This is a genomic window from Citrobacter sp. 506 (assembly GCF_050434985.1).
Taxonomy (GTDB): Bacteria; Pseudomonadota; Gammaproteobacteria; order Enterobacterales; family Enterobacteriaceae; genus Citrobacter; species Citrobacter braakii.
Window position 1 is genome coordinate 161,361 of the sequence record NZ_JBNDJN010000003.1, and the last position, 21,061, is coordinate 182,421.

General features: G+C 53.1%; 23 protein-coding genes. 9 read left to right on the forward strand and 14 right to left on the reverse strand.

Features of this window, described 5'->3' with window-relative positions; all coding sequences use genetic code 11:
• Position 1: 1 nt before the first annotated feature.
• The gene (locus tag ABIE10_RS13720) at positions 2-55 is read right to left on the reverse strand and encodes a pyrBI operon leader peptide (protein ID WP_106875647.1); all 54 of its coding nucleotides are present in this window, start codon (positions 53-55) and stop codon (positions 2-4) included.
• A complete protein-coding gene (gene pyrL / locus ABIE10_RS13725) occupies positions 36-137 on the reverse strand; it encodes a pyr operon leader peptide (protein ID WP_003025819.1) in 102 nt (33 codons plus the stop codon). The genes ABIE10_RS13720 and pyrL overlap by 20 nt, the downstream gene beginning before the upstream one ends.
• On the opposite strand from pyrL, the gene ABIE10_RS13730 reads away from it, so the two are divergent.
• Positions 117-239, forward strand: coding sequence for a hypothetical protein (locus tag ABIE10_RS13730; RefSeq protein ID WP_085951096.1), 123 nt, complete (start codon positions 117-119; stop codon positions 237-239). The two genes, pyrL and ABIE10_RS13730, sit on opposite strands and share 21 nt — an antisense overlap.
• On the opposite strand, the gene ABIE10_RS13735 is transcribed toward ABIE10_RS13730, so the two are convergent.
• From ABIE10_RS13735 to arcA, 5 genes are all read right to left on the reverse strand, one after another.
• Complete coding sequence (locus tag ABIE10_RS13735) at positions 236-715, reverse strand: arginine repressor (protein WP_047499901.1); 480 nt, start codon at positions 713-715, stop codon at positions 236-238. The two genes, ABIE10_RS13730 and ABIE10_RS13735, sit on opposite strands and share 4 nt — an antisense overlap.
• 144 nt (positions 716-859) lie before the next feature.
• Complete coding sequence (locus tag ABIE10_RS13740) at positions 860-2,263, reverse strand: YfcC family protein (RefSeq protein ID WP_047499900.1); 1,404 nt, start codon at positions 2,261-2,263, stop codon at positions 860-862.
• A gap of 55 nt (positions 2,264-2,318) precedes the next feature.
• Positions 2,319-3,323: an ornithine carbamoyltransferase gene (gene argF, locus ABIE10_RS13745; RefSeq protein WP_429156055.1), complete on the reverse strand. Its 1,005-nt coding sequence runs from the start codon at positions 3,321-3,323 to the stop codon at positions 2,319-2,321.
• Between the two features lie 55 nt (positions 3,324-3,378).
• On the reverse strand, positions 3,379-4,311 hold the full coding sequence (arcC, locus tag ABIE10_RS13750; RefSeq protein ID WP_153689786.1) for a carbamate kinase: 933 nt from the start codon (positions 4,309-4,311) through the stop codon (positions 3,379-3,381).
• 9 nt (positions 4,312-4,320) lie between these two features.
• Positions 4,321-5,541, reverse strand: a complete 1,221-nt coding sequence (arcA, locus tag ABIE10_RS13755; protein ID WP_429156247.1) for an arginine deiminase — start codon at positions 5,539-5,541, stop codon at positions 4,321-4,323.
• 673 nt (positions 5,542-6,214) lie between these two features.
• Between arcA and ABIE10_RS13760 the strand changes: the two genes are divergently transcribed.
• Positions 6,215-6,667: a YhcH/YjgK/YiaL family protein gene (locus ABIE10_RS13760; protein ID WP_181221158.1), complete on the forward strand. Its 453-nt coding sequence runs from the start codon at positions 6,215-6,217 to the stop codon at positions 6,665-6,667.
• A gap of 102 nt (positions 6,668-6,769) precedes the next feature.
• Here the strand turns inward: ABIE10_RS13760 and argF (ABIE10_RS13765) are convergent, their stop codons facing one another.
• The gene (gene argF, locus ABIE10_RS13765) at positions 6,770-7,774 is read right to left on the reverse strand and encodes an ornithine carbamoyltransferase (protein ID WP_287108927.1); all 1,005 of its coding nucleotides are present in this window, start codon (positions 7,772-7,774) and stop codon (positions 6,770-6,772) included.
• Positions 7,744-7,839, reverse strand: a complete 96-nt coding sequence (gene argL / locus ABIE10_RS13770; protein WP_370916541.1) for a putative translational regulatory protein ArgL — start codon at positions 7,837-7,839, stop codon at positions 7,744-7,746. Before argL ends, argF (ABIE10_RS13765) begins: the two co-directional genes overlap by 31 nt.
• A 98-nt stretch (positions 7,840-7,937) precedes the next feature.
• Between argL and rraB the strand changes: the two genes are divergently transcribed.
• The 3 genes from rraB to ABIE10_RS13785 all read left to right on the forward strand — a co-directional run bounded on the left by rraB (position 7,938) and on the right by ABIE10_RS13785 (position 10,169).
• Positions 7,938-8,363, forward strand: a complete 426-nt coding sequence (gene rraB, locus ABIE10_RS13775) for a ribonuclease E inhibitor RraB (RefSeq protein WP_016151501.1) — start codon at positions 7,938-7,940, stop codon at positions 8,361-8,363.
• A gap of 51 nt (positions 8,364-8,414) precedes the next feature.
• Positions 8,415-9,173: a tRNA isopentenyl-2-thiomethyl-A-37 hydroxylase MiaE gene (gene miaE / locus ABIE10_RS13780; RefSeq protein WP_047499895.1), complete on the forward strand. Its 759-nt coding sequence runs from the start codon at positions 8,415-8,417 to the stop codon at positions 9,171-9,173.
• Positions 9,174-9,338: 165 nt separating this feature from the next.
• Positions 9,339-10,169: a hypothetical protein gene (locus ABIE10_RS13785; RefSeq protein ID WP_047358550.1), complete on the forward strand. Its 831-nt coding sequence runs from the start codon at positions 9,339-9,341 to the stop codon at positions 10,167-10,169.
• Between the two features lie 26 nt (positions 10,170-10,195).
• Here ABIE10_RS13785 and ABIE10_RS13790 read toward each other — a convergent pair whose 3' ends face one another.
• Positions 10,196-10,699, reverse strand: a complete 504-nt coding sequence (locus tag ABIE10_RS13790; protein ID WP_016155577.1) for a GNAT family N-acetyltransferase — start codon at positions 10,697-10,699, stop codon at positions 10,196-10,198.
• A gap of 193 nt (positions 10,700-10,892) precedes the next feature.
• Here ABIE10_RS13790 and ABIE10_RS13795 point away from each other — a divergent pair, with 193 nt between their 5' ends.
• Positions 10,893-12,083 (forward strand): YjgN family protein, encoded by a 1,191-nt coding sequence (locus ABIE10_RS13795; protein ID WP_429156059.1) that lies wholly within the window; start codon positions 10,893-10,895, stop codon positions 12,081-12,083.
• A gap of 56 nt (positions 12,084-12,139) precedes the next feature.
• Here the strand turns inward: ABIE10_RS13795 and ABIE10_RS13800 are convergent, their stop codons facing one another.
• The 3 genes from ABIE10_RS13800 to pepA form a co-directional block, all read right to left on the reverse strand.
• Positions 12,140-14,995, reverse strand: a complete 2,856-nt coding sequence (locus ABIE10_RS13800; RefSeq protein WP_075849118.1) for a valine--tRNA ligase — start codon at positions 14,993-14,995, stop codon at positions 12,140-12,142.
• Entirely contained in the window at positions 14,995-15,438 is a 444-nt protein-coding gene (gene holC, locus ABIE10_RS13805; protein ID WP_016151505.1) for a DNA polymerase III subunit chi, read from the reverse strand. The genes ABIE10_RS13800 and holC overlap by 1 nt, the downstream gene beginning before the upstream one ends.
• 110 nt (positions 15,439-15,548) lie before the next feature.
• Positions 15,549-17,060 (reverse strand): leucyl aminopeptidase, encoded by a 1,512-nt coding sequence (gene pepA, locus ABIE10_RS13810; RefSeq protein ID WP_003025870.1) that lies wholly within the window; start codon positions 17,058-17,060, stop codon positions 15,549-15,551.
• Positions 17,061-17,213: 153 nt separating this feature from the next.
• Between pepA and ABIE10_RS13815 the strand changes: the two genes are divergently transcribed.
• From ABIE10_RS13815 to lptG, 3 genes are all read left to right on the forward strand, one after another.
• Positions 17,214-17,264 carry a hypothetical protein gene (locus ABIE10_RS13815; RefSeq protein ID WP_212723231.1) on the forward strand — a complete coding sequence of 17 codons (51 nt, stop codon included), beginning with the start codon at positions 17,214-17,216 and terminating at the stop codon, positions 17,262-17,264.
• 62 nt (positions 17,265-17,326) lie between these two features.
• Positions 17,327-18,427 (forward strand): LPS export ABC transporter permease LptF, encoded by a 1,101-nt coding sequence (lptF, locus tag ABIE10_RS13820; protein ID WP_016151506.1) that lies wholly within the window; start codon positions 17,327-17,329, stop codon positions 18,425-18,427.
• Positions 18,427-19,509 (forward strand): LPS export ABC transporter permease LptG, encoded by a 1,083-nt coding sequence (gene lptG / locus ABIE10_RS13825; protein WP_008786067.1) that lies wholly within the window; start codon positions 18,427-18,429, stop codon positions 19,507-19,509. The genes lptF and lptG overlap by 1 nt, the downstream gene beginning before the upstream one ends.
• Positions 19,510-19,548: 39 nt before the next feature.
• Here the strand turns inward: lptG and ABIE10_RS13830 are convergent, their stop codons facing one another.
• The gene (locus tag ABIE10_RS13830) at positions 19,549-21,051 is read right to left on the reverse strand and encodes a helicase HerA-like C-terminal domain-containing protein (protein WP_029139751.1); all 1,503 of its coding nucleotides are present in this window, start codon (positions 21,049-21,051) and stop codon (positions 19,549-19,551) included.
• Positions 21,052-21,061: the final 10 nt, after the last annotated feature.

Below are 21,061 nucleotides of genomic sequence, written 5' to 3' on the forward strand. Positions count from 1 at the left end.
TTTATCTCCTGACGCCTGGGCAAAAAAAAAGCCCCTCAATTGAGGGGCTCGGAATGGGTGATCAACGGAAAGAAAAACGGCAGGCCAGCGTCCTTTTTCAGACGCGGTAAGACAAAATGTCGTACACACTGAACCATACATCCTCCCGGCAAATTGTCCGCGATTATACTCAGCTCCGTTATGGGATCAAGCGAAAAATGCACTATTTATTCATCGCAAACGGTTCTTATGAATTTTAATTCATTTTGAATAGATAATTAATCTGCTTATGGATCAGGCCCGTTCGCTGTACCACCCGCGGCGCGACCCAGACAATACTGCTACCGGCAATGACGCCGAGAATTTCTGGCAACGCGTGATAATCGAGGATTCTGGCTACGGCGCGACCATAGCCAGCCGCCGTGTGGATGAGGATAAACTCGCTATTGTGTTCCACGCTGACCACCATTTCAGCAATCGATCGGGCAGCATCAGGCGCGGGTCGTGATTGCGGATTTACAGAATAAATTTTTTGCCCTTTTGTATTTCTTATTTTTATAGCACCGAGCAGTTTCAGCAGACGAGATACCGTTGACTGGCTAATCCCGGTGAAACCATGGTGTTGTAGATCGCGGCGAAGCGCTTCCTGAGACAGGTAGCTTTTTTCGCTAATCAGGCGCTGACAAATCGCCAACTGTTTCTGCTCTTTGGTCGAGTAATCATCGAATTCCTTCATAAAAACACCCTAAATTTATCATTTGTATCAATGCGATGGCGAAATTCACCACATTTGCAGTATCAATAACGGCTCAAACGGGCGGTTGTGCAGAAAAACGAGAGCGCGCTCAAAAAAGCCGTCGTGATCCGACGGCCAGCAGGACTACAGCATCGCGCCGATACTCAGAACAACCATGTTCAGCACCGTCAGAATTAGCAGCAGTGGTGCGACCCATTTCAGGTAGCGCACATAAGGAACACGAGCGATGGCCAACCCACCCATCACAACCGCTGAGGTGGGGGTAATCAGATTCACAATGCCGGAAGCGGATTGATACGCGGTGACGACCAGATCCCTTTGCACATGGGCGAAGTCAGCCAGCGGGGCCATAATGGGCATCGTGAGCACCGCCAGGCCAGACGAGGAAGGGACCAGGAAGGAGAGCAAGACTTCCAGCCAGTAAGTCACATTGATGAAAATGGTGGTGGACAGACCGGAGACTAAATTTTCGGCGCTGTGCAAAATGGTGTGGGTGATCATGCCGTTGTCCATCACCACGACGATACCGCGCGCAATGCCGATAATCAGCGCCACGCCGAGCAGATCCCGTGCCCCGTCAATGAAGGTACTGGTGAATGCTTCTTCACTCATGCGGGCAATCACGCCGACGATAATCGCAGATGCCAGAAAAACCCCAGATATTTCAGCCATCCACCAGCCGAGCACCGCGACGCCATAAATCATCACTGCAAAGGCGGCGGCGAATATCAGCAGGATCCACTTACGCGTAGCCGTGAATTCAAGATTGGTATTGGCGCGACTACCGAGAAAATGGGCACGGTTTTCCTCCATTTTATCGGCCACGATGGAAAGCTCAGGATGGCTGCGAACTTTCCGTGCATAGCGCATGACCCATACCACACAGATTACATAGCCGACGACCAGCAGCAGAATGCGCATCAGCATTCCCTGGGTGAAGGGGATCCCGGCGGCGTTAGCGGCGATAACCGTTGCGAAAGGGTTGATTGTTGAACCGAGGGTGCCGATGCCTGCGCCAAGCAAAACGGTTGCAGCAGCAACCAGTGGATCAAAGCGCGCAGCCATCATGACCGGAACCAATAAGGTGTAGAAAGGGAGTGATTCTTCCGCCATGCCGTAAATCGTGCCTCCGGCGGCGAAAAGTCCCATCAGGATGGGGATCATCCACTCTTCTTTGCCGTTCAGCCTGACCGTCACGCGTTCGATTCCTGCGTCGATGGCGCCCGTTTTGTTTACCACGCCGAGAAACCCGCCAATAATCAGGACAAACAACGCCACATCAATCGCGCCTGCGGTGTAGGTTTCGTGGTTATAAAGCCCGTCAATCGGAGCCAGCAGTACAGCCGTTAAACCTTGTGGATGCGCCTCTGTTGGGGCATAGGTACCGGCAACCGGCACTTCTTTGCCCAGGGTGGCATTCATCGCCATCTGGTATTTCCCGGCAGGGACAATCCAGGTCATAACGGCGACGAGCGCAATGAGAATAAACAGGATGGTATACGCGCTGGGAAATTTGAATTTGCCCATGATGTTCTCCGGATAGCTTGGGCATATGCCGCCATGCGACACATGCCCGCTGGGGTTAGTCGCCGAGTGTCGCTACCATGACCGCTTTGATGGTATGCATCCGGTTTTCTGCTTCGTCGAAGACGATGGAATGCGCTGACTCAAATACCTCCTCCGTGACTTCAAGCCCTTTCAGGCCGTAAGCCGCTTCGATTTCACGGCCCACTTTGGTGTGCTCGTTATGGAAGGCGGGCAGGCAGTGCATGAATTTCACATTGGGATTGCCGGTCGCATCGATGACCTGCTGGTTAATTTGATAAGGCGTCATCAGGCTGACGCGTTCTGCCCACGCCTCTTTGGGTTCTCCCATCGAAACCCAGACATCGGTGTAGAGAAAGTCCACGTCGTAAACGCCTTCCTCAACATCCTCTGTGAGCGTAATGCGCGCGCCCGTCACGCTGGCGATTTCACGGCATTCGGCAACCAGCGCCTCGTCCGGCCAGAAGGATTTCGGTGCGACCAGACGAATATCCATCCCCATTTTCGCCGCGCCGACCATCAGCGAATTGCCCATGTTATTGCGGGCGTCACCAAGGTAAGCGAAGCTCAGTTCGGGTAAGGTTTTACCCGGGGCGTGTTCCAGCATGGTCATCAGATCCGCGAGGATCTGCGTAGGGTGGAATTCATTCGTCAGCCCGTTCCAGACCGGCACACCAGCGAACTGCCCCAGTTCTTCCACGATCTCCTGGCCGTAGCCGCGGTATTCAACACCGTCATACATGCGACCTAACACGCGGGCGGTATCTTTCATCGACTCTTTATGACCAATCTGCGAGCCGCTTGGGCCAAGGTAGGTCACCTGTGCGCCCTGATCGAAAGCGCCGACTTCAAAGGCGCAGCGGGTGCGAGTTGATGTTTTTTCGAAGATTAGCGCGATATTTTTACCGACCAGCGTTTGCCTTTCGCGCCCGGCTTTTTTCGCCGTTTTTAACTCGATAGCCAGATCGATCAGGTACTGGATTTCCGTTGGGGTGTAGTCCAGCAATTTGAGAAAATTGCGATTTTTCAGGTTAACAGTCATGAAAATATCCTTATGTAGGCTGGATAAGGCTTCGCTTTACCCAGCAAAAAAAGCCTTAAGCGTTAACATCAGTGGCTTCGCGCCGAATTAGCGTGCCTTTGTCACCGGCGAGAATGGCCGAACCGTCAGCCAACGAGCCGATGCCAGCAATCCCGTGACAGTGAGAGACAAATTCCGCGCAAGCGGTGACTTTGGGGCCCATTGAACCGGCGTCGAATTGCATTTCGCCGAGCCGTTCCGGCGTAACCTTGGCCAGCGGGCGCTGGGTAGGTTTGCCCCAGTCGAGATACACCGCATCGGCATCGGTCAGGATCAGCAGCGCATCGGCGTGGATTTGTTTGGCGAGCAGGGCGGCGGAGAGATCTTTGTCGATCACCGCTTCAATACCGTGGTAGCCATCGGCTTTTTCCACTACCGGTACGCCGCCACCGCCGTTGCAGATAACCAGATGATCGCGGGCGATCAGTGTGCGAATGGCGTCACTTTCCACGATTCGTTTGGGTTGTGGAGAGGGCACAACACGGCGGAATGCTTTACCATCGGCTTTGAAAACCCAGCCTTTTTCCGCCTGTAACGCGTGGGCCTGGGGTTCGTCATAAATCGGCCCGATATATTTGGTGGGATTGCTGAAGGCCGGATCGTGGGCATCGACTTCAACCTGAGTCAGCAGGACACTAATTTCACGCTGTGGGAGCTGGTTTTTCAGGGCCTGTTGCAGCATATAGCCAATCATTCCCTGACTTTCTGCGCCGAGAATATCGAGCGGATAGGGGGTGACGTTGGCATACGCACTGTTTTGTAACGCCAAAAGTCCAACCTGCGGGCCATTGCCGTGTACCAGAATTACGCGCCACTGCTGCGTGAGTTGAGCGAGAGTTCTTGCCGCCAGCTCAATATTCTTGCGTTGGATGTCGGCTTCCAGCGGTTCGCCGCGTTTGAGTAGCGCATTGCCGCCCAGCGCCACAACCAGGGTAGGTTTGTTTTCCATAACGTCTCCTTAAATACCGTCGCGTTCCAGCGGGCAACTCATGCAGCGCGCACCGCCGCGCCCACGTCCCAGTTCGTCGCCAGGAATGGGTAAAACAGTGATGCCTGCTTTGTCGTATTTTTCGTTGGTCCAGATGTTGCGTTCGTAGCCCACCACAACCCCGGGGCGCAGCGTCAGAACATTGTTCGCGTCATTCCACTGTTCGCGTTCAGCTTCGAAGGCGTCGCCACCGGTGGTGATCAGATTGATCTGGTCGAGGCCAAGTGCTTTTTCGAGGGCATGTACCAGCGTACTTTCCTGGGTGCGTTTCAGGCCGCCACGCCCGTCTGGTGTCAGGGTCCAGCACTGGACATCCGGGCGCACCACTTCCGGGTAGACGGAGAAGGTATTGATATCGATGTGGGTCATGACGGTATCGAGGTGCATACAGGAGCGATGTTTCGGCAGTTCGACTGCGATGACGCGTTCTGCCTGGCGATGCTTAAATAGCGACTGGGCAAGGAACTCAATGCCCTGCGGCGTGGTACGTTCCGACATACCGATTAGAACTGCGCCGCGACCAATGACCAGCACATCTCCACCTTCTAATGTGGCGTGGTCGTAATTAATATTTTCATCGCCGAAATATTTAATAAACTCACCATCGGCAAATTGTGGATGCCAACGGTAAATCGCCCGCAAGTTATTAGTTTCTCGTTGACGTGCAGTTTTTGCCATCGGATTAATGGATACGCCGTTATATATCCAGCATGAGGTGTCGCGGGTAAATAAGTGGTTTGGTAATGGCTTCATAATAAAGTCATTAATATCGTGAGTATCGACCACCATATTTTTGATTGAGGCAGGAATTTCTCCGTATGTCAGCCCACCGCTTAAATGTCGGGCGAGCTCCCGGTGCTGCATATCTGCAAGCCAGGCGCGAATATCGGTGGCGAAAGCGGGGCCAAGGCGATAATCAGAAATTTGTGTATCCAGTAGCCAGCTTTTGGCATCGGGGATATCCAGAGTTTGTGTCAATAAATCAGTGAGTAACAGAACCTCAATTCCCTGTTGACGTAACGTGTTGGCGAAAATGTCATGCTCTTCTCCTGCACGTTCTACCGAAAGAACATCATCAAAAAGCAGTTCCTGGCAATTTGACGGCGTCAGCCTTTTTAGGCTGAGGTTAGGGCGATGTAGCATTACGCTACGTAATTGACCGATTTCAGACCCGACATAATGCTTTTCCATCATTATTCCTTTAATACGATTTTAAAAAATAAAGAGGAGGTGCCTGCAAATAATGTTTATTGCAGTCATGGTTTTTCAGCTGATTTCAGAATCTATATTTAGATCTTATCTGATATAGAAACGTGATTCATTTCACAGTCAGGTCGATGTTTGGCATTTGTTGTTTAATTTATGAGATGGCTCTGAGAATTTAAAAAATAAAAACATGAATAATTGAATTACTACGCAGGAATATGTCTTGTTATTTAGCTGTGTTAATTTTATGTACATATCTAAATATTTAATAAATTAAATAGTGCGTTGATTTTTATATGTTTTTATATATTTAATGAATTTTTATGCGAATCTATTATTTTATTATTTGTGCTGTAAGGTTTATTTCAAAATAAATATGACGATGAAGAAAGATAACGAAGGAGACGTAAACTGTGATCGATTGCTGGTTTTTCTAACAAAGCTTTTTATAACAGTGAGTTAGTGACTGAGTTGAAAAGTATGAGACGAAAGTTATGCAGAGTTTATGCATAACCTGTTGCTGGCTATTAGCAATTATTTAACATCATCAGCGATAAACATGCGTTGACGCAAAATATCGGCAAATAGCAGTGGTATGGCAGACCGTTTTTTCGTATAACAACCAAAATGAAACGATGTTTTAATTAAGGGGTTTGAAATGATTGTCGGCAATATTCACAACCTGGATGCCTGGCTGCCGGAAGAGCTGCGTCAGGCGATTGAGCACATTAAAGCGCACGTGACGGATGCGACGGAAAAGGGTAAGCACGACATCGACGGCGAACGTCTGTTCTATCTGATTGCTGAAGATATGACGGAGCCGTTTGCGCAGCGCCGCGCCGAATATCACGCTCGCTATCTGGATATTCAGATCCTGCTCAAAGGTCAGGAAGGCATGACTTTCAGCACGCAGCCTGCGGGCGCACCGGAAACTGACTGGTTGGCGGATAAAGATATCGCCTTCCTGTCGGAAGGCGAACAGGAGAAAACGGTGGTGCTGAACGAAGGTGACTTCGTCGTCTTTTATCCGGGCGAAGTGCATAAACCGCTGTGCGCGGTCGGCGCTCCGGCGCTGGTACGCAAAGCCGTGGTGAAAATGCGGGTAGCATAAACCGGTTTGCCGGGTGCGACTTATCCGGCCTACGGAAGCATGATGGTAGGCCGGATAGGGTGCGTCAGCATCGCCATCCGGCAATTCAATCGCGCAACGCTATTATTTGGAAAGCGTCGCGACCATCACCGCTTTGATGGTGTGCATCCGGTTTTCCGCCTGATCAAATACGATACTGGCGGGTGACTCAAACACCTCGTCGGTCACTTCCATGCCGCCGTGCAGACCATATTCCTGCGCCATTTGTTTGCCAAGCGTGGTTTGATCGTCATGGAACGCGGGCAGGCAGTGCAGGAATTTCACCTGCGGATTGCCGGTCAACGCCATCATCGCGCTATTAACCTGGTACTTACGCAACTGCGCAATACGTTCGGCCCATTTCTCTTTCGCTTCGCCCATCGATACCCATACGTCGGTATAGATGAAGTCCGCGCCTTTCACGCCCGTGGCGACATCTTCGGTTAGCGTTATATTGCCGCCGTTTTTCTGTGCCAGCGCTTTGCACTCCGCAACGAGGCTTTCCTCCGGCCAGCAGGCCTGCGGCGCGACCAGGCGCAGATCCAGTCCGGTTAACGCAGCGGCTTCCAGCATGGAATTGCCCATATTGTTGCGGGCATCGCCGGTGTAGACCAGCACCATCTCATTAAACGCTTTACCCGGCAGGTGTTCCTGCATCGTGAGTAAATCCGCCAGCAACTGGGTGGGGTGAAATTCGTTGGTTAATCCGTTCCAAACCGGAACTCCGGCATATTCCGCCAGCGTCTCGACAATTTCCTGACCGTGGCCCCGATACTGAATACCGTCGTACATACGACCGAGTACGCGGGCGGTGTCTTTGATCGACTCTTTATGACCAATCTGGCTGCCGCTCGGCCCGAGATACGTCACGCGTGCGCCCTGATCGTATGCGGCAACTTCGAAAGAGCAACGGGTGCGGGTTGAGTCTTTTTCGAAGATGAGCGCGATGTTTTTACCGGTGAGTTTAGCGACCTCGGTACCGTTTTTCTTATCCGTCTTGAGCTGCGCGGCGAGCTGGAGCAGTGACGTGAGTTCAGCAGAGGTGAAATCAAGCAGTTTCAAAAAATGTTTCTGATAAAACGCAGACATAGTTCCCTCACATGGCTTAGGCCATTTATTGAATTAAAATTCAATTTATATGGATGTTTATTCATTTGCAACCTTGTTTAACAAATCTTTCCTGGAAAGGTGGAGGCAATGACAGCGGTATGTGACAATAAGAGTATCGGCAGGACATTATGAGGAATGAGCCATGGCAAACCCGGAACTACTGGAAGAACAGCGTGAAGAAACGCGCTTGATTATTGAAGAGTTACTCGAAGATGGCAGCGATCCAGACGCGCTGTACACCATCGAGCATCACCTTTCCGCGGACGACTTTGAGACCCTGGAAAAAGCGGCAGTAGAAGCCTTCAAGCTGGGTTATGAAGTGACCGAGCCGGAAGAGCTGGAAGTGGAAGAGGGCGACACGGTTATTTGCTGTGACATCCTGAGCGAATGTGCTCTGAATGCCGAGTTGATCGACGCTCAGGTTGAGCAACTGATGAACCTGGCTGAAAAATTTGATGTGGAATACGACGGTTGGGGCACCTATTTTGAAGACCCGAACGGCGAAGAAGGTGAAGACGGCGACGATGAAGACCTCGTCGACGAAGATGATGACGGCGTGCGTCACTAAGTCATCTGCTGACCTACGGTAGCGTCTGCTGCCGTAGGCCAAGGATAACGTATGGATTACCTGCAAATACTCTCCCCGATCCACAACTTCCTGCACTGTAAAACGCCCCAGGCCTGGCTTGATAAAGCGCGAGCCCCGGCGAATCTCCCTCTGTTACTGACGGATCATCTCGTCTGCGAGCTGAAAGCGGCGCAAACGGCCATGCTGCTGGTGCGTAAGTATGTTGCAGATAAACAGGGATCGCAGGCGCTACTGGACTGGCTGAAACCCTATGAAGCGTATGCTTTCAGAGAAGGGGATGAACCGGATTTTATCGCGCTGAATAAACAGATTAGCAAAAGCGTAATGCCGCAAACTGACGACCCGTGGGGGCGTATGCTGATCGACAGTATGGTTTTGCTGATCAAAGAAGAGCTGCACCACTTCTGGCAGGTGCGTGAAGCGATGATGAGCCGCAACATTCCCTATGTCAAAATTACCGCCAGCCGTTATGCCAAAGGCATGCTCAAAGAGGTGCGAACCCACGAGCCATTAACGCTAATCGATAAACTGATTTGCGGGGCTTACATTGAGGCGCGTTCTTGTGAACGGTTCGCCGCGCTGGCGCCGTATTTGGATGACGATTTACAGGCATTTTATCTTTCGCTGCTGCGATCCGAGGCGCGGCACTATCAAGACTATCTGGCGCTGGCACAGCAGGTTTCTGCCGACGATATCAGTAGTCGGGTGCGGTTCTTTGGCGAAGTAGAAGCCGCATTGATTACTTCTCCCGACGATGAATTCCGCTTCCACAGCGGCGTGCCAGCCTGACTCTCTTCTCTGACGCGCGGCGCTAATCGTCGCGCGGTTTTACCTTTCCTGTTTCCATTAGCAAAATCTGGTGGCTGGAAATCGCTCGCTGCTGCCGTAATAATCAAAACACACGAAGGGGAAATATATCCCCGCAACAGAGACTGTTTTGCATAAGGATGGTTAATGAACTGGGCACACGTATTGTTGGCGGGTTATATCGGGGCGGTGATTGCTATCGTCGTTGGCATGTTTCGCAAAAAAGGCTGGCTGGGCAAGATCTCCGGCGCGGTGGTTTTTGTGGTGGCGATTGTCGCGTGGAATCTGTTTGATGTGCACTACCTGATCCCGCGCGAAAGCCCTGATTATGGGCTGTCGGACGCGCAGAAATTTGAAAATGCGATGCTGGCAATGCCTGTTTATCAGGTACTTAAAGAGCAGGAACCCGCGTTATGGCAGAACATCCTCAACCAGGCAACGCAACTGAAAGAAGCTGGGAAAAGCGAACAACAGATTATCGACGCTATTCAGCCGCAAATCCTGCAGGTACAGATGGCGCGTTTGCAGCAGGCACCCGATGCCAACGTGATTGAGTATATGAAAATTAACCTAGAGCAGATTGCGGCGGTGGCAAAAGTGGGCGATGACGAGTGTTTTCGCTTTCTGTTCCCGGCGGTGAAAGGCGGGATTAACCCGGTGCGTATTATTCCGCGGGAGCTGATGAATCGTCGTATGGCTAGCGACATGAGTATGATGCACGCGGCTTATGGCCCGAACAAACATACGGTTACGGCGCAAGAGAAACAGCTGGCGCTTCAGGATCTGCAATCCATCGGCCCGGGATTGGTACAGCGCTTTGGACCGGATATCCAGATTATGGCTGATCCGAGTAAAGGTGTGGGCAAAGAGAAAGTCGCTTGTGAAATGGTGCAGGATTTATGGTCACAGGTGCTGACGCTGCCAACCGCTCGCGCGGCTGGCGTCATTCGGCTGATGCTCTCCGCCGAAATGCAGTAACACAACCATTGCCCCTCCGGCTGAAGTCAGAGGGGTTTTAACATCCGCACTTCGCAATCTACGTGCCCGGTGCAGCCCAGCGCTTCGCTGATATGCTCAAACCCTAAATGTTCATACAGGCGGATTGCCTCGGTCAGAAACGCCGTGGTCTCCAGATAGCACTGTTTGAAACCCTGTTCACGGGCATGTTCGAGGGCCATCAGCGCCAGCTTTTTCGCCAGCCCCTGACCGCGTGCGCTCGACAGGAAGTACATCTTTTGCAGTTCGCAAATGTCCGGTTCGCTACATCCTAACGGCGCAACGCCGCCGCCGCCCACGACTTCACCGTTTTGCTCAACCACCCAGTAGGCCGCGCCCGGCTGGCTGTAAACCTGGAATAGTTCATCCAGATTAGGGTCGGCAACGGTATAGCCTTTATCGGCAGTAAGCCCGTATTCAGCGGAAACTTTGCGGATCACCGCAGCGATAGCGGCATTATCTGCTGCGGTGATTCGGCGCAGCGTAAGCGTGGAGGGTAGCACAACATTCATAATATGGCTCAATTCTAAAAATACACTTATATATTTATTTAATACCACTCTCTTCTGTCGGGTGCAAGACGTTCCTGAATCAGAAAAAATTAAAATACATTGGCTAATTAAAAATAGTATTGTAAACGAACCAGTAAATAAACACTGGTTTTTATTTTTTATCTTAATGGAATTTATATTAGGGATATTGTTCATGAATGATTTTGTTGGTGGTCGGGGAAATCAACGGCACACATTTATTTTTATCGGTAAGGGATGGCAGTACTTTATTATATGCCTTGTCAATTTTTTGCTGTGTTGTATTACTCTGGGTATTTATACGCCGTGGGCGATAGTGAAATGTCGGCGTTATATTTACGAGAATATGACTCTCAATGGCCAACCCTTTACCTATAAGGCGACAGGTGGCGCGATATTCGTAAGCTTCTTGTCGATTATGGTGGTTTATGGTGCCAGCATGAGTTCTATTGCTAACGGCAGCCCTCTCGTTGGTTTTACTTTGATTGGTTTACTGGTAGCTGTCCTTCCATTAATGACCATAAAAAGCCTGCAGTATCAGGCGATGATGACGTCGCTTAACGGTGTGCGTTTTGGTTTTGACTGCTCACAATTACAGGCGTGGCTTTTTTTACTGGTTGTGCCAGTGGTGCTTGCTGTGGTGAACTGGGGAGTGATTTATCTTCTGATCCTTGCCACCGACTGGGTTGAGGGCAGTACTGGAATGTTTATCAGAATAGCATTTATCGCGTTGGTGGGAATTGTGGGCATGGGTATCACCTACGGTATTACCTATGCAAAATGGATGCAGTTAGTGGGTAATGGCGGTAATTTTGGTATTCACCGCTTTACTATTAACGTCAATATGAAAGCAAGCATAGTGGGGTGTATTAAAGCCGTGCTGGTACTGCTGCCATTTGTTGTTGTGATTCTCTGGCTAATTGCCCCTATTTTTCTGCAAATGGTGATGTTGGCTGTGTTAGGCGTGGCCGACGACGAATTTATCCTGGAGAATCAGAGCAGAATAATGGCGAGCTATTTTCTCTATTTCGCCGGAATTATTGTGGTTGGAAGCTATTTATACACCACGCTACGTAATCTGTTCATGAATAACCTGGCTCTGGCCGAGGGCAAAATCCGCTTTCATTCTTCCGTCACTGCACATGGCCTGATCTGGCGTTTTGTACTGGTGTTGTTTATTTCAGGCATCACGTTTGGGCTAGCTTATCCGTGGATGAAAATGTGGCTGGTCAGTTGGCTGGCCAGTAACTCCCATGTACAAGGGGATTTGGATGCGCTGGAACTGACTGACCATACAGAGGCGTTGGAAACAGGTCCGGCGATGTGGGTATCACGTGGTGTGATGACTTACTTCCCGTTCATCTGATACAACAAGGCCGGAGCATGCTCCGGCCTTTAATACGTGTATAACGTCAACAGCTATTACAGCGCGGCGATGACCGCCTGCTGTTCTATCAGCTTCGCTTTCGCTTCCGCATAACCATCCAGCTTCTCACGCTCTTTGGCGATAACTGCTTCCGGTGCGCGAGCAACGAAACCTTCGTTAGAAAGTTTGCCTTCGATACGGGCAATCTCACCTTCGATTTTCGCCACTTCTTTCGCCAGACGCGCCAGCTCATCTTCTTTATTGATGAGGCCAGCCATCGGGATCAGCAGCTCGGCGCCGTCGATGATTTTGGTCACGGAGACTGGACCTTTGTCATCGGCTGGCAGTACGGTGATGCTTTCCAGACGCGCCAGGTTCAGCAGGAAGCTGCGGTTATCGTTCACACGGCGCATCGCATCAGCGCTGCAACCGCGCAGCAACAGTTCGAGCGGTTTACCTGGGGCGATGTTCATTTCCGCACGGATGTTACGTACGGCAACGATCGCCTGCTTCAGCCATTCGGTATCAGCCAGTGCGGCTTCATCAACCTGTGCGGCGTTATATTCCGGGAACGGTTGCAGCATGATGGTGTCGGCGGTAATACCGGAAATCACCTTCACGCGCTGCCAGATGGTCTCGGTGATGAACGGGATGATCGGATGCGCCAGGCGCAGCAGACCTTCCAGAACGGTGACCAGCGTATTGCGGGTACCGCGCAGTTCAGACTCGGAACCGCCGTTCATGACCGGCTTGGTCAGCTCCAGATACCAGTCGCAGAACTGGTTCCAGGTGAATTCGTACAGAATGCCCGCGGCGATGTCGAAGCGGAAGTTATCCAGCGCTTCGCGGTACGCTTTGATGGTCTGGTTGAATTCAGCAAGGATCCAGCGATCCGCCAGCGACAGGGTCATTTCGCCGCCGTTGAAGCCGCAATCCTGGTCTTCGGTGTTCATCAGCACGAAGCGGCTGGCGTTCCACAGCTTGTTACAGAAGTTACGATAACCTTCCAGACGCTTCATATCCCAGTTGATGTCGCGACCGGTAGAGGCCAGCGCCGCCAGAGTGAAGCGCAGTGCGTCGGTGCCGTGCGGCTCGATGCCGTCCGGGAACTGCTTCTCGGTACGCTTGGCAATCTTCTCGGCCAGCTGCGGCTGCATCATGTTGCCGGTACGTTTCTCCAGCAGTTCTGCCAGGGAGATACCGTCGACCATATCCAGCGGGTCAATGACGTTGCCCTTGGATTTGGACATCTTCTGGCCTTCGTCGTCGCGGATCAGACCGGTCATGTAGACGGTCTTAAACGGCACCTGCGGCTTGCCGTTTTCATCTTTGATGAAGTGCATGGTCATCATGATCATGCGGGCAATCCAGAAGAAGATGATGTCGAAACCGGAAACCATCACGCTGGTTGGGTGGAACTGACGCAGCGCGTCGGTGTTTTCCGGCCAGCCCAAGGTAGAGAAGGTCCACAGTGCGGAGGAGAACCAGGTATCGAGAACGTCTTCGTCCTGGCGAAGCTGAATGTCGGCACCGAGGTTGTTTTCCTGACGCACTTCGTCTTCGGTACGGCCAACGTAGACGTTGCCGTCGTTGTCATACCATGCCGGGATACGGTGACCCCACCACAGCTGACGGGAAATACACCAGTCCTGAATATCGCGCATCCAGGAGAAGTACATGTTTTCGTACTGCTTCGGTACGAACTGAATGTCGCCGTTCTCAACCGCTTCAACCGCCGGTTTCGCCAGCACGTCGGCACGGACGTACCACTGGTCGGTCAGCATTGGTTCAATAACCACGCCGCCACGGTCGCCGTAAGGTACGGTCAGGTCGTGCGGTTTAATTTCTTCCAGCAGGCCCAGCGCATCAACGGCGGCAACCACCGCTTTACGCGCGGCAAAGCGCTCCAGCTTCTGGAACTCAGCCGGGATTTCATTGGAATAAACGTCGGACTCTTCGCCTTTGGTGTCGTACACTTCCGCGGTTTCACGGATGTCGCCGTCAAAGGTCAGAATATTGATCATCGGCAGGCCGTGACGTTTTCCGACTTCGTAGTCGTTAAAGTCGTGCGCCGGGGTGATCTTCACGCAGCCGGTGCCTTTTTCCATATCAGCGTGTTCATCGCCGACGATGGGAATGCGGCGGTTAACCAGCGGCAGAACAACAAATTTGCCAATCAGATCTTTATAACGCGGATCTTCCGGGTTGACGGCCACGCCGGTATCGCCCAGTACGGTTTCCGGACGGGTGGTGGCGACGACCAGGTAATCTTTACCATCAGCGGTTTTCGCGCCGTCAGCCAGCGGATAGCGGATGTGCCACATTGAGCCTTTCGACTCGCGGTTTTCCACTTCCAGGTCGGAAATCGCGGTGCGCAGTTTCGGGTCCCAGTTCACCAGGCGCTTGCCACGGTAAATCAGGTCTTCTTTGTACAGGCGAACGAAGACTTCTTTCACGGCATTGGAAAGACCTTCGTCCATAGTGAAGCGCTCGCGCTCCCAGTCAACGGAGTTGCCGAGACGGCGCATCTGGCGGGTGATGGTGCCGCCGGATTCCGCTTTCCACTGCCAGATTTTGTCGATAAACGCTTCGCGACCGTAGTCGTGGCGGGTTTTACCTTCTTCAGCGGCAATCTTACGCTCAACCACCATCTGGGTTGCGATACCCGCGTGATCGGTACCGGCCTGCCACAGGGTGTTTTTACCCTGCATGCGCTGGTAGCGGATCATGGTATCCATGATGGTTTGCTGGAAAGCATGACCCATATGCAAACTGCCGGTGACGTTCGGCGGCGGGATCATGATGCAGAAGGACTCTTTGCTTTCATCGCCGTTAGGTTTGAAATAGCCCTGCTTTTCCCAGTGCTCGTAAAGCGGCTGTTCGATATCTTGTGGGTTGTATGTCTTTTCCATTATTTCCAGGTTGCCGTATTCAGGTTAAAACCAGCCACGCGGTAAGCTTTGTAGCGATCGCGTGCCGATTGTTTCAAAGAATCTTCGTAAGGGACGAAGTCTATCACTTCTGTGAAAGCGGTGGCAAAATCTGCAAAGCCAACGCGCAAACTGATAAGCAGGTCGCGCGGGCTGCTGTTGCGTTTCTCCGGCCAGGCAATTTCTACCGGTGCGCCGCCTCTGGGGCCTTCACCTGCCAGATTATGCGGAACAAAGCTTTCTGCCGGTCTTGCCCACAGGGCTTCATCCAGTCGAAGAGCCTGCTTTTCGTTTTCGCAGGCGATCAGCACGCGCTTGCCAGCACGCCAACGTTCTGCGGCAATTTCACACACCAACTGCTCGACGGCGCTTAAGCCATCGTGTTGCGTGTCATTGTCCAGAAGATAGAAAGTTGCGTTTCTCATATATGGGGCTTCTTCTGGTGAATTTAAATGCGTTGCCATGATGCACAACCGTAGGCCGGATGGCGTTGCGCTTATCCGGCCTACGGGTCTTATTGCTTGTGCTTACCGCCTTACTCTTCGCCGTTAAAACCGGCGCGATTGAGCAGGAACTGCGACAGCAGCGCCACCGGACGACCGGTTGCGCCTTTGGCTTTCCCTGAGCGCCATGCGGTACCGGCGATATCGAGGTGCGCCCAGTTGTACTTACGGGTAAAGCGTGACAGGAAGCAGCCCGCGGTAATGGCGCCGCCAGGACGTCCGCCGATGTTCGCCATATCCGCAAAGTTGGACTCTAGCTGCTCCTGGTATTCATCACCCAGCGGTAAACGCCACGCGCGGTCGCCAGCCTGTTCGGACGCACCGATCAGCTCATGCGCCAGCGGGTTGTGGTTCGACATCAGGCCGGTGATGTGATGGCCCAGCGCAATCACGCACGCGCCGGTCAGGGTTGCGACGTCAATCACCGCTTCTGGCTCAAAGCGCTCGACGTAGGTTAATACGTCGCACAGGACCAGACGGCCTTCGGCATCGGTATTGAGTACTTCAACGGTCTGACCAGACATGGTGGTCAGCACGTCGCCTGGACGATACGCACGGCCACCCGGCATGTTTTCGCAGCCTGCCAGCACGCCGACGACGTTGATTGGCAGTTGAAGCTCGGCCACCATGCGCATCACGCCATATACCGCTGCCGCGCCGCACATGTCGTATTTCATCTCATCCATGCCTTCGGCTGGTTTGATGGAGATACCGCCAGAGTCAAAGGTTAACCCTTTACCGACCAGCACGATCGGACGTGCGTCTTCGGACGGATTGCCTTTGTACTCGATGACCGACATCAGCGACTCATTCTGCGAGCCGTGACCGACGGCCAGATAAGAGTGCATGCCCAGCTCTTTCATCTGCTGCTCGCCGATCACGCGGGTTACAACATTTTTGCTGTAGCTGTCTGCCAGCTGGCGCGCCTGAGAGGCGAGGTAGGCGGCGTTACAGATGTTCGGCGGCATGTTGCCGAGATCTTTTGCTGCTTTAATGCCGGCGGCGATCGCCAGACCGTGCTGGATCGCACGCTCACCGCTGGTCAGTTCCCGGCGGGTCGGTACGTTGAAGACCATTTTACGCAGCGGACGACGCGGCTCGCTTTTGTTGGTCTTCAGTTGATCAAAGCTGTACAGCGTTTCCTGTGCCGTCTCAACGGCCTGACGCACTTTCCAGTAGTTATTGCGCCCTTTGACGTGCAGCTCAGTCAGGAAGCAGACGGCTTCCATTGAGCCAGTATCATTCAGCGTATTGATGGTTTTCTGAATGACCTGCTTGTACTGGCGCTCATCAAGCTCGCGCTCTTTGCCACAACCAATGAGGAGAATTCGCTCAGACAGAACGTTAGGAACATGGTGCAGCAACAGGGTTTGACCTGGTTTGCCTTCCAGTTCGCCACGACGCAGCAGTGCGCTGATGTACCCGTCGCTGATCTTGTCGAGCTGCTCTGCAATCGGAGAGAGACGGCGTGGTTCAAAGACACCCACGACGATGCACGCACTCCGCTGTTTCTCCGGGCTACCGCTTTTTACACTGAACTCCATGCACTACGCTCCTGAATCTTAAAGACAACGGCGGTGGCTACGGATAGAATTGCAAGCTTTCGTAACTCATACCCGCTGTTGCGGTGACTTCGTGTTAATCTTAACGTTATTACGGCATTGGCACGTCAGAACAATTTCTGAGAGGTGGATCCGTTGAGTATAATGATCTTAGCGACGATTTCGACGACTCAAGAGAATAAATGACGTTTAAGCCATGAAACAAGCTAAATTCCGGCAAAAGACGGGTTTTTACGGGCGTATTTAAAGTGATAATCATAAGATATCTGGTTCGGGAAACGCTCAAAAGCCAACTTGCGATCCTATTCATCCTGCTTTTGATCTTCTTTTGTCAAAAGTTAGTCAGGATCCTTGGTGCGGCGGTTGACGGTGATATCCCGGCGAATCTGGTGCTCTCGCTGCTGGGGCTGGGCGTGCCAGAAATGGCGCAACTTATCTTGCCATTAAGCCTGTTCCTCGGGCTGCTGATGACGCTGGGCAAACTGTATACCGAAAGTGAAATTACGGTCATGCACGCCTGCGGGCTGAGCAAGGCTGTCTTAGTAAAAGCGGCGATGGTGCTGGCGCTGTTTACCAGTATTATTGCGGCGGTCAACGTGATGTGGGCCGGACCGTGGTCCTCCAGACATCAGGACGAAGTCCTGGCGGAGGCGAAAGCGAACCCCGGTATGGCGGCGCTTGCTCAGGGGCAATTCCAGCAGGCGACTAACGGCGGCTCGGTGCTGTTTATCGAAAGCGTTGACGGCAGTAACTTCAACGATGTGTTCCTCGCGCAAATCCGCCCGAAAGGTAACGCCCGTCCTTCGGTGGTGGTAGCGGACTCCGGTCATCTTACCCAATTGCGCGATGGCTCTCAGGTCGTGACGCTGAACCAGGGTACGCGTTTTGAAGGGACCGCGCTGCTGCGCGATTTCCGCATTACCGACTTCCAGAATTATCAGGCGATTATCGGTCATCAGGCCGTGGCGCTGGATCCAAACGATACCGACCAGATGACCATGCGTACGCTATGGACGACCGACACCGATCGCGCCCGTGCGGAGCTGACCTGGCGTATCACGTTAGTATTCACCGTATTTATGATGGCGCTGATGGTTGTACCGCTGAGCGTGGTTAACCCGCGTCAGGGTCGCGTACTGTCCATGCTGCCAGCAATGCTGCTTTATTTGCTGTTCTTCCTGGTTCAGACATCGCTGAAGTCGAATGGCGGCAAAGGCAAGCTGGATCCGGTGTTCTGGATGTGGACGGTTAACCTGGCGTATCTGGCGCTGGCGATTGTGCTTAACCTCTGGGATACGGTGCCGATGCGCCGCTTACGTGCCCGTTTTATGCGTAAAGGAGCGGTATAATGCAGCCTTTTGGTGTACTTGACCGCTATATCGGTAAAACCATTTTCACCACCATCATGATGACGTTGTTCATGCTGGTGTCGCTCTCCGGGATCATCAAGTTTGTCGACCAGCTGAAAAAAGCCGGGCAGGGGAGCTACGATGCGATGGGCGCCGGGCTGTATACCCTGCTCAGCGCGCCGAAAGATATCCAGATCTTCTTCCCGATGGCGGCGCTGCTGGGTGCTTTGCTCGGGCTGGGCATGCTGGCGCAGCGCAGTGAACTGGTGGTCATGCAGGCTTCTGGCTTTACCCGTATGCAGGTGGCGTTGTCGGTGATGAAAACCGCAATTCCGCTGGTGCTGCTGACGATGGCCATAGGCGAATGGGTGGCGCCGCAGGGCGAACAAATGGCGCGTAACTACCGTGCGCAGCAGATGTACGGCGGCTCGCTGCTCTCTACCCAGCAAGGTTTGTGGGCGAAAGATGGCGACAGCTTTGTCTACATCGAGCGGGTGAAAGGTGACGCCGAGTTAGGCGGAATTAGCATCTACTCCTTTAACGACAAGCGCCGTTTGCAGTCCGTCCGCTATGCCGCAAGCGCGACGTTTGACCCGGAGCAGAAGGTCTGGCGTTTGTCGCAGGTGGATGAATCCAACCTGACCGATCCGAAGCAAATCACCGGCTCGCAGACGGTGAGCGGCACCTGGAAAACCAACCTTACACCCGACAAGCTCGGCGTCGTGGCGTTGGATCCTGATGCGCTCTCGATTAGTGGTCTGCATAACTACGTGAAGTACCTGAAGTCGAGCGGCCAGGACGCCGGACGCTACCAGCTCAACATGTGGAGCAAAGTCTTCCAGCCGCTGTCTGTGGCGGTAATGATGCTGATGGCGCTGTCGTTTATCTTTGGTCCGCTGCGTAGCGTCCCGATGGGCGTGCGTGTGGTGACAGGGATTAGCTTCGGCTTTGTGTTCTATGTGCTGGACCAAATCTTTGGCCCGCTGACGCTGGTGTACGGCATTCCGCCGATTATCGGCGCGTTGCTGCCAAGCGCCAGCTTCTTCCTGATAAGCCTGTGGCTGATGCTGCGTAAGTCCTGATATTCGCCCCTCCCGCTGTGCGGGAGGGGCGCCTTCCTGCTAGCGTTTTCTCCCGCCCATCAAACTCCCCAACATGCCGCGGATTATCTGATTGGTGACCTGCCGCGCTGCGCTTTTCGCCACGCTCTGTACCACGCCATCGCGCTTGCCGCCGCGCGGTCCGGTGCTGCCAAACAGAATATCCTTCAATCCACCGAGAATACCGCCGTCCACATCGATCGCTTTACCGTTGGCGGGAGGTGTATTTTGCTGCTCGGTGCTGGCCTGCACGCCTTGCTGTAAACGCTCATAGGCGGACTCGCGGTCGACCTGTTCTTCATATTTACCGTACAGCGAGGAGTGATTAATCAGCCCGTTACGCTCGTCATCCGTCACCGGTCCCATCCGCGAGCACGGCGCAATCACCATCGCCCGTTCAACCACCGACGGGCTGCCTTTGGCGTCCAGAAACGACACCAGCGCCTCGCCGGTTCCCAGTTCCTGAATGGCTTTTTCGGTATCAAATGCCGGGTTGGCGCGCATGGTTTGTGCCGCGGTTTTCACCGCTTTCTGATCCTTCGGTGTGAACGCGCGCAGGGCGTGCTGCACGCGGTTCCCCAACTGACCGAGCACGTTGTCTGGAATATCTGACGGGTTTTGCGAGACGAACCACACGCCGACCCCTTTCGAGCGGATCAGGCGGATCACCTGTTCGATTTTATCCAGCAGCACCTGCGGAGCGTCGTTGAACAGCAGGTGAGCTTCATCGAAGAAGAACACCAGTTTTGGCTTCTCCAGATCGCCTGCTTCCGGCAGCTGTTCGTACAGTTCGGAGAGCATCCACAGCAGGCTGGCGGCGTACAGTTTGGGCATCTGGTAGAGCTTCTCTGCGCTGAGGATGTTGATCATCCCTTTGCCGCTGGCGTCAGTTCGCATCCAGTCTTTGATGTCCAGCATCGGTTCGCCAAAGAAGTGCGCCGCCCCCTGTTGCTCCAGCGACAGCAGTCCACGCTGAATTGCCCCGACCGAGGCGCTGCTGATATTGCCATATTGATTCTGGAAGGATTTGGCGTTATCGCCGATGTACTGGGTAATGGCTCGCAGGTCTTTGAAATCGAGCAGCAGCAGGCCCTGGTCATCGGCAATGCGGAAGATAATATCCAGCACGCCGGACTGCACGTCGTTGAGGTTCAACAAACGGGCCAGCAGCAACGGGCCGAGGTCAGATACTGTGGCCCGCACGGGGTGACCTTTTTCGCCGAAGATATCCCACACCGTGACCGGATTAGCATGCGGTTGCCAGTCGGTAATGCCGATATTTTTCAGGCGGGCGAGCAGCTTTTCAGAGGCCTGCCCTTCCTCGGCCACGCCGGTTAAGTCGCCTTTCACATCGGCCATAAATACCGGTACGCCAATTTCAGACAGCGATTCGGCCAGCTTCTGTAGCGTGACGGTTTTACCGGTCCCGGTCGCGCCGGTAATCAGTCCGTGACGGTTGGCCATGCCTGGCAGTAAAAACAGTTCGGTGTCCGGCGTGCGGGCAATTAGCAGGGGTGTGCTCATTGAGATTTCC